At 68.5% G+C, this 12262-nt stretch carries 10 protein-coding genes; 7 read left to right on the top strand and 3 right to left on the bottom strand.

Annotated features, from left to right (window positions below; translation table 11 throughout):
- Positions 1-59 precede the first annotated feature (59 nt).
- The gene (locus tag ACLD0W_RS02460; protein WP_410305923.1) at positions 60-563 is read right to left on the bottom strand and encodes a MarR family winged helix-turn-helix transcriptional regulator; all 504 of its coding nucleotides are present in this window, start codon (positions 561-563) and stop codon (positions 60-62) included.
- A gap of 143 nt (positions 564-706) precedes the next feature.
- Positions 707-1657: a helix-turn-helix transcriptional regulator gene (locus ACLD0W_RS02455; RefSeq protein WP_410305922.1), complete on the bottom strand. Its 951-nt coding sequence runs from the start codon at positions 1655-1657 to the stop codon at positions 707-709.
- Positions 1658-1874: 217 nt separating this feature from the next.
- Between ACLD0W_RS02455 and ACLD0W_RS02450 the strand changes: the two genes are divergently transcribed.
- From ACLD0W_RS02450 to ACLD0W_RS02420, 7 genes are all read left to right on the top strand, one after another.
- Positions 1875-5747: an autotransporter domain-containing protein gene (locus ACLD0W_RS02450; protein ID WP_410305921.1), complete on the top strand. Its 3873-nt coding sequence runs from the start codon at positions 1875-1877 to the stop codon at positions 5745-5747.
- 171 nt (positions 5748-5918) lie between these two features.
- Complete coding sequence (locus tag ACLD0W_RS02445) at positions 5919-6587, top strand: riboflavin synthase (protein WP_410305920.1); 669 nt, start codon at positions 5919-5921, stop codon at positions 6585-6587.
- A 31-nt stretch (positions 6588-6618) separates the two neighbouring features.
- On the top strand, positions 6619-7728 hold the full coding sequence (gene ribBA / locus ACLD0W_RS02440; protein WP_410305919.1) for a bifunctional 3,4-dihydroxy-2-butanone-4-phosphate synthase/GTP cyclohydrolase II: 1110 nt from the start codon (positions 6619-6621) through the stop codon (positions 7726-7728).
- A 47-nt stretch (positions 7729-7775) separates the two neighbouring features.
- A complete protein-coding gene (gene ribE / locus ACLD0W_RS02435; protein ID WP_410305918.1) occupies positions 7776-8246 on the top strand; it encodes a 6,7-dimethyl-8-ribityllumazine synthase in 471 nt (156 codons plus the stop codon).
- Positions 8246-8743, top strand: a complete 498-nt coding sequence (gene nusB / locus ACLD0W_RS02430) for a transcription antitermination factor NusB (protein WP_410305917.1) — start codon at positions 8246-8248, stop codon at positions 8741-8743. Before ribE ends, nusB begins: the two co-directional genes overlap by 1 nt.
- An 18-nt stretch (positions 8744-8761) precedes the next feature.
- Positions 8762-9685 carry a thiamine-phosphate kinase gene (thiL, locus tag ACLD0W_RS02425; protein ID WP_410305916.1) on the top strand — a complete coding sequence of 308 codons (924 nt, stop codon included), beginning with the start codon at positions 8762-8764 and terminating at the stop codon, positions 9683-9685.
- A 130-nt stretch (positions 9686-9815) separates the two neighbouring features.
- Positions 9816-10295 (top strand): phosphatidylglycerophosphatase A, encoded by a 480-nt coding sequence (locus tag ACLD0W_RS02420; protein ID WP_410305915.1) that lies wholly within the window; start codon positions 9816-9818, stop codon positions 10293-10295.
- A 21-nt stretch (positions 10296-10316) separates the two neighbouring features.
- On the opposite strand, the gene dxs is transcribed toward ACLD0W_RS02420, so the two are convergent.
- Positions 10317-12239, bottom strand: coding sequence for a 1-deoxy-D-xylulose-5-phosphate synthase (gene dxs / locus ACLD0W_RS02415; protein WP_410305914.1), 1923 nt, complete (start codon positions 12237-12239; stop codon positions 10317-10319).
- Positions 12240-12262: the final 23 nt, after the last annotated feature.

Below are 12262 nucleotides of genomic sequence, written 5' to 3'. Positions count from 1 at the left end.
ATTAATAATCAGTGTGCTTCCCAAATGACAAGACCAAAGGGCAAAACGAGGCGGCGTGGTCAGGTGGGATGAAACACGGCGCGGCCCAGGTGGTTGTTGGCGCTCACCAGACGCATCAGCATCATGATGAAGGCGTTCTGGTCTTCCGGCGGCAGCGGTGCCAGCAGCTTGTCCTGGGCGCGGCGCATACTGTCGTACATCCGCTGCGTAATGCGCTCGCCTTCCTCGGTGAGGCGGCTGAGCTTCATGCGGCGGTCCCGCTGGCTGGGGTGACGACTGACCAGGCCGCGCTTCTCCAGGCGGCGCAGAATGTCGGCGGCGTTGCTGCGGTCGATGCCTACTTCCTGGGCCAGGGAGATCTGGTCGATATCCGGATGCTCGCGCAGTTCCGTGAGCACGCCGTATTGCACCGGGGTGAGGTCGAATTCCTCGCATTCGCTGAGGAACATGGCGTAGTGGATCTGATTGAGCCGACGGATCAGAAAACCGGCCCGGCTCCAAAGCGGCATGGTTTCCGAATCCAGTGGCAACGGATTCATGGGCGCGCTGTCTTGCTTCTTCATTACCCCTGTTTCCTCCAATGATCGGGGCCGGCGTCAAGCGGGCGCCGGCCGGGGGACACGGTTGATGGGAGTGTCGGGTTCGAGGCAGGCAAATAGTGCATGTTTTTCCCGGTCCCGTCGAACCGGCGCCCGGCGGCGCGGGCTCAGCGGGTCAATGCCCGACGCAGGGTGCGCGCGGGCGGTTCGCCGAAGCGGGCGCGGTAGGCGCGGGAGAAATTGCTGACATGGCTGTAGCCCGCTCGCGCCGCCACCACCTTGACCGGGGCGTCGCCGGTTTCCAGCAGTCGCTGGGCCTGGTCCAGGCGCTCGCCGCGTATGAACTCCGCGCAGGAGCGTTTTTCCTGGTGCTGGAACAACTGATTGAGGCGGCTTTCGGAGAGGCCGGCCCGGTCCGCCAGAGCGGGGATGGATAACGGCGCCCCCGGGTCGTCGATAATGGCATCACGGATTTCCCGGAAGGCCTGTTCTTCCCAGGCGGGCAGCGTCTCGGTGGCCGGGCTGTCGCAATAATTTTCCAGAATTTCCGACAAAAACAGCAGGGCCGCGCCTTCCATCTTCATGCCCCGGCACAGGCCCTGGGCATGGGTGGTGAACAGGCTGGTGGCCAACTGCCGCAGGCGGCTGCTGGGATGCAGCGCACGCACCGCCACCGTGTCGCCATAGCGGCCGACGAAGGGCTTCAGGGCTGTCGGCAGCCCGCCGCCCAGGTGGTCGCGGAGCACGTCCAGGGGGCAGGCCACGCCAATGTGCCGGACCTGTTCGCCACGGCTGAGTCGGAAGCAGGTGCCGCTGATGTCGGTGCGTACCAGCAGGGCGCGCTCCGGCGTGACCTGGTGATGGCTGCCGTCCGGCAGCTCCATGCCGGAGCGGCCCTGAATATGGAAAATGCTTCCGATCCAGGGCTGCTGGAAGGTGGGGCGGTCGAGCTGCAAGGTGCAGTCTTCTCCAGCCCGGTAATCCACCCGATACAGCACCAGGCCGCTGGCCAATTCCAGCCGTTCCATTCGTCCGCGTACCCCGGGCAGTTCGAACCGCTCCCCGCCGCCCATTCCCAAGGCGTGGACGGTGCCCGGTGGGTTGTCTTGGCTGATCAATTGCTTCCCCCTTTTGAATCATCTCTGTTGTCTTTTTTTGGATGATAACTTTCACGAAATTCATAAAACGGCGCCGTGGTGAGGCGATCGGCGCCTTGCTATTTTTCTGCCCTATCGTTGATAAAAATACCGAATCGAGGGTGCGATGTCCTGTTCTCTTTCTGGCCCTTGGGGGGCTGCTTTTACCCGAAAAAAACGGGTCGGGTTGTGTTTTTCCATGGCGCTGTTGCCGGCGATGGCGTCGGCGGTGTCCGGCATGCCGGGGGCGGATGGCACCGGCTCCGATGGCGTGCGCGGCGGCGCCGGGGGTGACGGTGGAGGCGCCGTGATCAATGCCGATGCCTCCCTGATCATCGGCGCGGGCACCGTGCACGACGGCGGCACGGGCGGGCAGGGGCATTCGCTGGATGGCTATTCTGAAGCCGCGGAGACCGCCGCCTATGGCCTGGACGGCACGGCGCCGCTGGCCGGCCAGAAGGGCATTGTGCCCGGCGACAGTTTCAGCATCACCATTGACGGCGTAACGGCAACCATCGTGATCGAAGCCACGGATACCCCGCGGGACATCGCCGACAAGATCAGCGGCGCCTTCGCTTCCGGGCTTATCAGTGTCTATGCCACCCAACGTGGCGCCGCCGATTACCTGTCAATCGGGCAGACAAGCTATCTCTACAACATCGAGATGAGCAACACGAACAATACGCCCCTGCACGCCCTTGGGCTGCTGTATTGGAAGTTGGCGCGGCCTTTTGACGATGGCGGCCATGGCGGTATGGGCGGCCATGGCGTGGTGCGGCAAGGCGTGGGTCTCGGCACTCATAATGCCGGTGAACTGTACGGAGGGGATGGGGGCGAAGGCGGTTTTTCTGACTATTACCTGGCCGGCGAAGGGGGCAACGGCGGTGATGGCGGCGATGCCTTCCGAAACATGGACGGCGGCGGCACCCTGACCAATGACGCCGGCGGCTATATCCAGGGTGGCAACGGCGGCGAAGGCGGTGCCGGCAGTACCTATGACTATCCCGCCGCCGGTGGTGCCGGCGGCAAGGGCGGCACCGGTGTGCGCATGTCGGGCGCCACGCTGATCAACCGGGGCGATATCCTTGGCGGCGACGGTGGCCTCGGCGAGCGCGGCGGCGACGGGGGCGCCGCCGGTGACGCGGTGTGGATCGACAACGCCGCCACCGTGCGTCAATTCTCCGGTGGCCTGTATGGCGGTTGGGGCGGTGACAGCGTTGGCTCCGGCGGTGATGGCGCTGACGGCGGCGCGGGCATGCGCCTCACCGGCGGCGGCAGTGTGGAAATTCTCGGTGGCGAGGTGATGGGCGGCCGGGGCGGCGACGGCGCCCAGAGCGGCGACGGCGGTGCCGGCATCGTCATGGACGGCGGTGACCTGCTGATCGCCAGCGGCGCCGAGGTACAAGGTGGCGGCAGCGGTTTCGTCGGTTTCGGCATGGTGGCGGAGGGCGGCGTTGGCGTCAGCGGCGCGGATCTGGACGTTACCCTGGGCGGCACGGTGAGCGGCGGCACTCGCAGTAACGGCAGCAATCGCGCTGCCGCCATCCATTTCACCGGCGGCGCCAACCGGCTGACGCTGCTGAGCGGTTTCCAGCAGAGCGGCGGGGTCCGGGCCGAGGGCGGCAACGATATGCTGGCCCTGGGTGGCGCCGACGACGGGGTCTTCGATCTGGGCGACATCGGCACGGCGTTCCAGGGGTTCGAGGCGTTCGCCAAACGCGGCGCCGGTACCTGGCGGCTGACCGGCAACGGCGCCCAGGACTGGTTGATCGAAGGGGGCACCCTGGCCGGGAACAGCGACGCGCTTGGGGGGAATGTGACCAACCAGGGGGTGCTGCGCTTTGAGCAAAGCCTGGACGGCGTCTACGCCGGTACCATCAGCGGCGCCGGGGTGCTGGAAAAAACCGGCGCCGGCGTGCTGACCCTGAGTGGCGCCAATGGTCATGCCGGCGGCACCCTGGTCCGCGAGGGCGGCCTGTCGGTGGCCTCCGATGGCGCCCTGGGCGGCGGTGCTCTGGGCCTGGATGGCGGCACGCTGATCGTTACCGGCACCGGGTTCAGCGACACGGCCCGGCAACTGCAGTTGGGCGTCGCCGGCGGCACCCTGGAGGTGACCGCCGCCGGCCATGCCTTGACCTGGAACGGTGAATTGCAGGGCGCCGGCGGGTTGGAGAAAACCGGCGCCGGGGACCTGGTGCTCACCGGCGCCAACGGGTTCGGCGGCGGGCTGACGGTGAGCGGCGGCACGCTCACCGGGTCCGCGGCCAGCCTGGGCGGGGGCGATATTGTCAATAACGCCACCCTGGTCATCGACCAGGCCGCCGCCGCCGTGTTGAACAATGGTTTCTCGGGCACCGGCGCGCTGCGCAAGCGCGGGGCGGGCTGGTTGACGCTCAACGGTGACGGCGCCGCTTTCTCCGGTGCCACGCGGATTGATCAAGGGGGGCTGGCGGTGAACGGCGATTGGCGCGCCAGCGCCATGACCGTGGCCGACGGCGCCACCCTGGGCGGCACCGGCACGGTCGGGGCCACCGTGGTGGAAACCGGTGGCACCCTGGCGGCGGGCAACTCCATCGGTACCCTGGCCGTGGGTGGCGATCTGACCCTGAACAGCGGTGCCACCCTGGCGGTGGAAGTGGACCCGTCCGGCGGCGACGGTGACCGGATCCAGGTGGCGGGCCAGGCCCGGCTGGCCGGGTCGGTGATTCATGTCGGCGCCAGCGGTGGTTATCGCCCGCTTAGCGAATACACCTTTCTTAGCGCCGATGGGGGGATCCTCGGCCAGTTCGACGACGTGTCCTCGGATTATGCTTTTCTTGATCCGTCGCTGGTGTACGGCGCCCGCGACGTTACTCTGCGGCTGGCCCGCAATGACGTGCGCTTTGCCAGCCTGGCGGGAACCGACAACCAGCGGGCAGTGGCGACCCACGCGGAAACCCTGCCCACCGGCCACGCCGTCCAGCAGCTTCTGTTGCCGCTCAGCGGCGCCGGGGCGCCGGCGGCGTTCTCCGCGCTGAGCGGCGACAGCCTGTTGGCCGGCCCCACGGTGGCGGTGGCGTTGCAGCGTCAGTTCGCGGATGCCCTGCGTCAGCGCGGTGGTGCCCTGGACGGCGGCTCGCGGGCCACGCTGAATCAGCGTCTGCAACGGGGACTGCAGGCCCTGGCGGCCCCAACCGGGAGTGCCCATCGTACCGTGGCGCCCACCGGGCTGACGCCGGCCCGGGCCGCCGGGGAGGGGCGTGGTGAGCGCGGAGGCGTGTGGGTGCAGGCGCGCTCTTCCCGCTATCAGGAAGACGGCGATTTCCCCACGGGTAACGCCGCCTACACCTTCCGGGGGGAGCAATTGGCCCTGGGCGTGGACGGGCGCCGGGGCGACTGGCTGTTGGGCGCCGCCGCCGGGCGCGGCCAGGGGGACTTCCACTACGATAACCGGGACGCGGATGGCGACCTGAGGGCCTGGTTCGCCGGCCTGTACGGACGCTGGCAAGGGGGCGAGGGCCTGTATGCGCGGGGCGATCTCAATTACGGCCGTGCCCGGGTGGATCATCGTCGGGCCGCCGGCGCCGGCGTGTACGCCGAGTCCGACAGCGAACTGCGGAGCCTGCGGGTCGACCTGGAAGCCGGCGTCGACCTGATGCAGGGCGACGTGGTGTTGCGGCCCTACGGCCGGGTGGGCTGGACCCGGCTGGAGCGGGACGCCTTCACGGAAACCGGCGCCGGCGCGCTGGGTCTGGCCGTGGACGACACCACTCTGGGCGTCGGGGAAGCCGCCGTGGGGGTCGACGGCGCCCGCTATTTCCAGATTGGCCGCCAACGCTTGAGCCTGCACGGTGGCCTCGCCCTGGAGCGCGGCTTCGGCGACGCCCGCGCCGAGCAGGACGCCGCCTTCGTGGGGACGGCGGGCGCTTTCCGGGTGTCTGGCGCCGAGCGCGACAGCCTGCAGCTGGCCCCGCACCTGGGTGTCGGCCTGGCGGTGAACCCGGCCCTTTCCCTGTGGGCCGGTTACCAGGCCCGCCTGGGCGGCGAGCACCACAGCCAGGGGGCACTGCTCAGCGGCCGCCTCACCTGGTAGGGCCCTTCTTTCCCGTCTGCTTACCCACCTTCCACGCCCCGGGTTTGGACTGAATCCCCCGGGGCGTTTATGATTGCGCTCCTCCTGCATATTTCCGCGCGCCCGGCGGTTCTCCCGCACGCTCGGCCGGTCTTCACCGGCGTCCGCATCCGGATCCACAGAGGTACAGTCATGTTTACAGGCATCATTGAAGCCCAGGGACGGGTGGCGGCGTTGACCCCCGCCAATGGGGACGTGACGCTGCGCATCCAGAGCGCTGAATTGGACTTCGGCGACGTCAAACTGGGCGATTCCATCGCCGTTAACGGCGTTTGCCTGACGGTCACCGCCCTGAGCGGCGGCGACACCTTCAGCGCCGACGTGTCCGGCGAAACCCTGTCGCTGACGTCTCTGAAGCAGCTCAAGGCCGGCAGCCGGGTGAACCTGGAGAAGGCAATGACGCCGTCCACCCGCATGGGCGGCCACCTGGTCAGCGGCCACGTGGACGGGCTCGGTACGGTCAAATCGCTGACGCCGGACGCGCGTTCGGTGCGTATCGACATCGAGGCGCCGGCGGAACTGGCCCGCTACATCGCCCAGAAAGGCTCGATCACCGTGGACGGCATCAGCCTGACGGTGAACAGCGTGGACGGCGCGGTGTTCTCCCTGAACATCATTCCCCACACCCAGCAGGTCACCACCATCCAGGATTGGGCGGTGGGGACGCCAGTGAATCTGGAAGTTGATATTATTGCGCGCTATCTGGAGCGGTTGCTGCTCGGCGAGCGGGCCGCCCAGGCCGGCTCCCAGGGCATCTCCATGGCGTTTCTGGCCGAACACGGTTTTCTGAACGGCGTCTGACCCGACGTTGGACGCGGACAAAGGCAGTCACATGCAACTCAACAGCATTGAAGAACTGATCGAGGACATCCGTCAGGGCAAGATGGTGATCCTGATGGACGATGAGGACCGGGAAAACGAGGGCGATCTGGTGATGGCCGCCGAGCACGTCACCCCGGAGGCGATCAATTTCATGGCCAAGTACGGCCGCGGCCTGATCTGCATGCCCATGTCCCGGGCCCGCTGCGAGCAGCTCGACCTGCCGCTCATGGTGCGCGCCAACGGCAGCGGCTTCGGCACCAAGTTCACGGTTTCCATCGAGGCCCGTGAAGGCGTCACCACCGGTATTTCCGCCGCCGACCGGGCGCGCACCGTGCAGGCCGCGGTGGCCCGTGACGCCAAGGCGTCGGATATTGTCCAGCCCGGCCACATCTTCCCGCTGATGGCCGAGCCCGGCGGCGTGCTGCGCCGCGCCGGCCACACCGAAGCGGCCTGTGATCTGGCGGTGATGGCCGGCTGCGAAGCCGCCGGCGTGATCTGTGAGGTGATGAACGAGGACGGCTCCATGGCGCGCCGTCCGGACCTGGAGGCGTTCGCCGAGCAGCACGGCATCAAGATCGGTACCATCGCCGACCTGATTCAGTACCGGGCACTCAACGAGCAGACCATCGAGCAGGTTTCCGAGCACCCGCTGGACACCTGGTACGGCCAGTTCCGTCTGGTGGCCTTCAACGACACCGTGGACGGACACCTGCACGTGGCCCTGGTGAAGGGCGAGATCCGGGAAGACCAGGAAGTGCTGGTGCGGGTGCATCAGGTGGACCCGCTGCGCGATCTGATGAGCGCCAAGCTGGACGGTCGCACCGGCTGGAACATGCACCGCGTGCTGGAAGCGGTGGCCGAGGCGGAGACCGGGGTGGTGATCCTGCTCGGTCAGGACGAGGACGCGGAGCCCACCCTCAACCGTCTGCGGGCGTTCTTCGAGGGGCAGACCCAGGCCCCCAAGGGGCAGTCCCGGGCCTATCGCAATATCGGTACCGGCTCGCAGATTCTCAAGGCACTGGGCGTGCGCAAGATGCGCCTGCTCAGCTCGCCGATGCGCTTTAACGCGCTCTCCGGCTTCGGCCTGGAGATTACCGAATACGTGGAAGCGGACAGCTGACAGAGACGGCACTCGCGCGCCGCGCGGGCCAACAAAGGAAACACGACATGCACGACATCAAGACCTTCGAAGGCACTCTGAACAACGTGGGCGGCCGCTACGCCCTGGTGGTGACCCGTTTCAACAGCTTCGTGGTGGAAGCCCTGCTGGCCGGCGCGGTGGACGCGCTGGTACGCCACGGCGTGAGCCGCGACGACATCGAAATCATCCGCGTGCCCGGCGCCTGGGAACTGCCGGTGGCGGTGAAGAACCTGCTGGCCAAGCGCGACTACGACGCGGTGGTGGCGCTGGGCGCGGTGATCCGTGGCGGCACCGCCCATTTCGAGTACGTTGCCGGCGAAGCGGCCAAGGGTCTGGCGGCGGTACAGAACGACTCCGGCGTGCCGGTGGCGTTCGGCGTGCTGACCGTGGACAGTATCGAACAGGCCATTGAGCGCAGCGGCACCAAAGCCGGCAACAAAGGCGCAGAGGCCGCCATGTCCGCGTTGGAAATGGTTTCCCTGCTCAAGGCGCTTTGATGACCGTTCCGTCTTCCCCCTCCGCGCGCCGCAAGGCGCGCCGTTACGCGCTGCAGGCGCTCTACCAGTGGCAACTGGCGGGCACCGCGCTGAGCGACATCGAGGCGCAGTTCCTGGCCACCAACGATATGGAAAAGGTGGACCGCACTTACTTCCACGACCTGCTGCACGGCGTGCCGGGGCAGGTCGGGGAGCTGGACGAGGCGCTGCGGCCATTTCTGGACCGCCGCGTGGAGGAGCTCTCCCAGGTGGAGAAGGCGCTGCTGCGACTCGGCGCGTTCGAGCTCAAGGAACGTCTGGACGTGCCCTACCGGGTGGTGATCAACGAAGGCATCGAGCTGGCCAAGGTGTTCGGCGCCGAGGACTCCTTCAAGTACGTCAACGGCGTGCTCGACAAGCTGGCGCGGCGCCTGCGCTCCGCGGAAACCGCCCACCGCCGCCGTGAACCGGACAATACGGATCAGGACAGCGGCGACCGGGACGGCGGCGACGCCTGAGCCGGCCGGGAGCGGGCCATGGACGAATTCTCCCTGATTGATCGCTACTTTCGCCGTCCCGGTGGCCCGGACGGCGAAGGCGTGCTGCTGGGCCCCGGCGACGACGCCGCGCTGCTGGCCCCGCCCGCCGGCGAACAACTGGTGATGACCCTGGACACCAGCATCGCCGGCCGCCACTTCCCCGAGGATCTGCCCCCCTTCGAAACCGGCCATCGTTGTTTGGCGGTGAACCTCTCCGATCTGTACGCCATGGGCGCCCGCCCGCTCTGGTTTCTGCTGTCGCTGACTCTGCCCCGGGTGGAGGACGCCTGGCTGGCCGATTTCAGCCGCGGGATGTTCGCCCTGGCGGACCGGGCCGGCATCGCGCTGGTGGGCGGGGACATCACGCGGGGCCCGCTGAGCGTGGCGATCCAGGCCACCGGCGCGGTGCGCGCCGACCGGGTGCTGCGCCGCGACGGCGCCTTGCCCGGCCAGATCCTGGCGGTGAGCGGCGTGCCCGGGCTGGGCGGCCTGGGGCTGCGGTACTGGCGGGCCGGTCGCCGGGATTCGTTCAGCGCCCGCCATTTCGCCGCCCCGGATCTGGACCTGACCCTGGGGCAGCGCCTGGCTGGCCGGGCCGGCGCCTGCATCGATATTTCCGACGGGCTGCTCCAGGACCTGGGCCATGTGCTCAAGGCCAGCGGCGGTCTGGGCGCGGTGATCGACACCGCCGCGCTGCCAGTGAACGAGGAACTGGCCGCCCTGGAGGCGGAGGACCGCCTGGCTCTGCAGCTGGCCGGCGGTGACGACTACCGGCTGCTGTTCACCTGGCCCGGCGACGAACCGCTGCCGGAGGGCACCCATGCCATCGGCCGCATCAGCGGCCCTGGGCCGGTACGCCTGCGCGACCCGGACGGCACCGAACGCCCCGCCGCCGCCCCCGGCTGGCGCCATTTCTCGTAGGAACGCCGCGGCATTGTTTTGTAGGAGCGGCTTTAGCCGCGATGGCCGCACCGGTTGATCGCGGCTAAAGCGGATTGCCGCCCAGCCGCTCCTGCAACAGCCGCACGAAATCCAACCAAGGAAACGCCCTATGCATCCGGAATCCTTTCTCGTCCTGCTGGCCCAGGGCCTGGGCGCCGGGCTGTCGCCCTGGGCGCCGGGCACGGTGGCGTCCTTGCTGTTTCTGCTGATCTGGTGGCCTTTGGCGCGGCTGCCACGGCGCCACTACCTGGTGGTGGTGGGGCTGGTGGCGGTGGCCGGCGTGCCGCTGTGCGGGCTGGCGTCCGAGGCGCTCGGCGTCCATGACGCGGGCTCGGTGGTCTGGGATGAGCTGGGTGGGTTGCTGCTGGCGCTGACGGTGGTGCCCCGCCATGTCGGCTGGGGGTTGGTCGGCTTTGCCGTGTTCCGCTTTTTCGATGTGCTCAAGCCGGGCCCGGTGGGCTGGGCGGACCTGCATCTGAACGGCGGTCTCGGCATCGTGCTGGACGACCTGGTGGCCGGCGGGCTGGCGCTGGCGGTGCTGCTGCTGGCGCGCGCCGCTTGGCGCCGGCGCGCTTCCAGGTCGCCGTAGGTGTAGGAGCGGCGCCCGGACTCAGGCCCGGTGGGGCAGGGCGCTGTCCAGCCGCTTGAGACGCTCGCGCACGCTGGTCTCGATGCCGGCGGCGTCCAGGCCATGCTGGGCCAGCAGCTCGTCGCGCTTACCGTGATGGATAAAGTGGTCCGGCAGCCCCAGGTTCAGCACCGGCACCGCCAGGCCCTCGTCCAGCACCAGTTCGTTCACCGCCGAGCCGGCGCCGCCCATGCGTTGATGGTCTTCCAGGGTCACCAGCAGGCTGTGGCGGGCGGCGGCATCCAGCACCGCCCGGCGGTCCAGGGGTTTCACCCAGCGCATGTCGATCACGGTGGCGTCCAGCTTCTCCGCCGCTTCCAGGGCCGCCGGCACCAGCGCGCCGAAGGCCAGCAGCGCGGCCGGACCCTTGCCCTGGCGCAGGGTGCGGCTCTCGCCCACCGGCAGGGCCGTCATGGCGTACTGAATGGCGGCGCCGGGGCCGGTGCCGCGCGGGTAGCGCACCGCCGCCGGTCCCTCATGCAGCCAGGCGGTGTAGAGCAGCTGGCGGCACTCGTTCTCGTCCGAGGGCGCCGCCACGATCATATTGGGCACGGTGCGCAGGTAAGCCAGATCGAACACGCCGCCGTGGGTGGCGCCGTCCTCGCCCACCAGGCCGGCCCGGTCCAGGCCGAAGGTCACGTCCAGGTTCTGCAGGGCCACGTCGTGGATCAGTTGATCGTAGGCGCGCTGCAGGAAGGTGGAGTAGATCGCCACCACCGGCTTGCGGCCCTCGCAGGCCATGCCGCCGGCCAGGGTCACCGCGTGCTGCTCGCAGATCGCCACGTCGTGGTAGCGGTCCGGGAATCGGCGGGCGAAGTCCACCATGCCGGAGCCTTCGCACATGGCCGGGGTGATGCCGATCAGCCGTTCGTCCTTCTCGGCCAGGTCGCACAGCCAGTCGCCGAACACCTGCTGGTACTTGGGCCCCTTGGTCGGCGCCGGTTTGGCCACCGCCACCTTGGGCTTGGGCTCGATCTTGTTGATCGCGTGGTAGCCCACCGGGTCCGCTTCGGCGGGGCCGAAGCCCTTGCCCTTGGTGGTGTAGACGTGCAGCAGCTGCGGGCCTTCCAGGTCGCGCATGGTGGCCAGGGTGGCGGTCAGCTCGTCCAGGTCGTGGCCGTCGATGGGGCCGATGTAATTGAAGCCGATGGCCTCGAACAGCATGTCCGGGCTCACCATGTTCTTCATGCTCTCCTCGGTGCGGCGCACGAAGTCCCAGGCCGCCGGCATGGCGGAGAGCACCTTCTTGCCGCCCTCGCGCAGGGCAATGTAGGTCTTGGAGGCCCAGATGCGGGCGAAATAGTTGGCCAGCCCGCCCACGTTGTGGCCGATGGACATGGTGTTGTCGTTGAGCACCACCAGCAGGTTGGCGCGGGTGTGGGCGGCGTGGCTGAGCGCCTCGAAGGCCTGGCCGGCGGTCATGGCGCCATCGCCGATCACCGCCACGGTGCGTCGCTTCTCGCCGGCGTTCTCGGCGCCCAGGGCCATGCCCAGGGCGGCGCTGATGGAGGTGGAGGAATGGCCCACCCCGAAGGTGTCGTACTCGGATTCACCCCGTTTGGGGAAGCCGGACGGGCCGCCCTGCTGGCGCACCTTGAGCAGGTCGTCGCGGCGGCCGGTGAGCACCTTGTGCGGGTAGCACTGATGGCCCACGTCCCACACCAGCCGGTCGTGGGGCGTCTCGAACAGGTAGTGCAGCGCCAGGGTCAGCTCCACCACGCCCAGGCCGGCGCCGAAGTGGCCGCCGCTGCGGCCCACCGCGTAGAGCAGGTAGGCGCGCAGTTCGTCGGCCAGCCGTTCCAGTTGCGCCTCCGGCAGCTGGCGCAGGTCCGCCGGCGCCGCGATGCGGTCCAGCAGGGGCGTGTTCGGGCGGGTCAACGGAATGTCGGTGAACGTCTTTGGCATGGATTCGAGCCTGAATCAGTCAG

Origin of the sequence: Alloalcanivorax sp. C16-1, assembly GCF_046507805.1 — a bacterium.
Taxonomy (GTDB): domain Bacteria; phylum Pseudomonadota; class Gammaproteobacteria; order Pseudomonadales; family Alcanivoracaceae; genus Alloalcanivorax.
The sequence above is the reverse complement of the archived record's forward strand: the minus strand, read 5'-3'. Positions and strand labels throughout refer to the sequence as shown.

Excerpts from the sequence above, each read along its gene's own strand:
- ACLD0W_RS02420 (WP_410305915.1), top strand. The coding sequence starts at position 9,816 with ATGCATCCGGAATCCTTTCTCGTCCTGCTGGCCCAGGGCCTGGGCGCC.
- ACLD0W_RS02445 (WP_410305920.1), top strand. The coding sequence starts at position 5,919 with ATGTTTACAGGCATCATTGAAGCCCAGGGACGGGTGGCGGCGTTGACC.
- ACLD0W_RS02460 (WP_410305923.1), bottom strand. The coding sequence starts at position 563 with ATGAAGAAGCAAGACAGCGCGCCCATGAATCCGTTGCCACTGGATTCG.
- thiL (WP_410305916.1), top strand. The coding sequence starts at position 8,762 with ATGGACGAATTCTCCCTGATTGATCGCTACTTTCGCCGTCCCGGTGGC.
- ribE (WP_410305918.1), top strand. The coding sequence starts at position 7,776 with ATGCACGACATCAAGACCTTCGAAGGCACTCTGAACAACGTGGGCGGC.
- ACLD0W_RS02450 (WP_410305921.1), top strand. The coding sequence starts at position 1,875 with ATGGCGCTGTTGCCGGCGATGGCGTCGGCGGTGTCCGGCATGCCGGGG.
- dxs (WP_410305914.1), bottom strand. The coding sequence starts at position 12,239 with ATGCCAAAGACGTTCACCGACATTCCGTTGACCCGCCCGAACACGCCC.
- nusB (WP_410305917.1), top strand. The coding sequence starts at position 8,246 with ATGACCGTTCCGTCTTCCCCCTCCGCGCGCCGCAAGGCGCGCCGTTAC.
- ribBA (WP_410305919.1), top strand. The coding sequence starts at position 6,619 with ATGCAACTCAACAGCATTGAAGAACTGATCGAGGACATCCGTCAGGGC.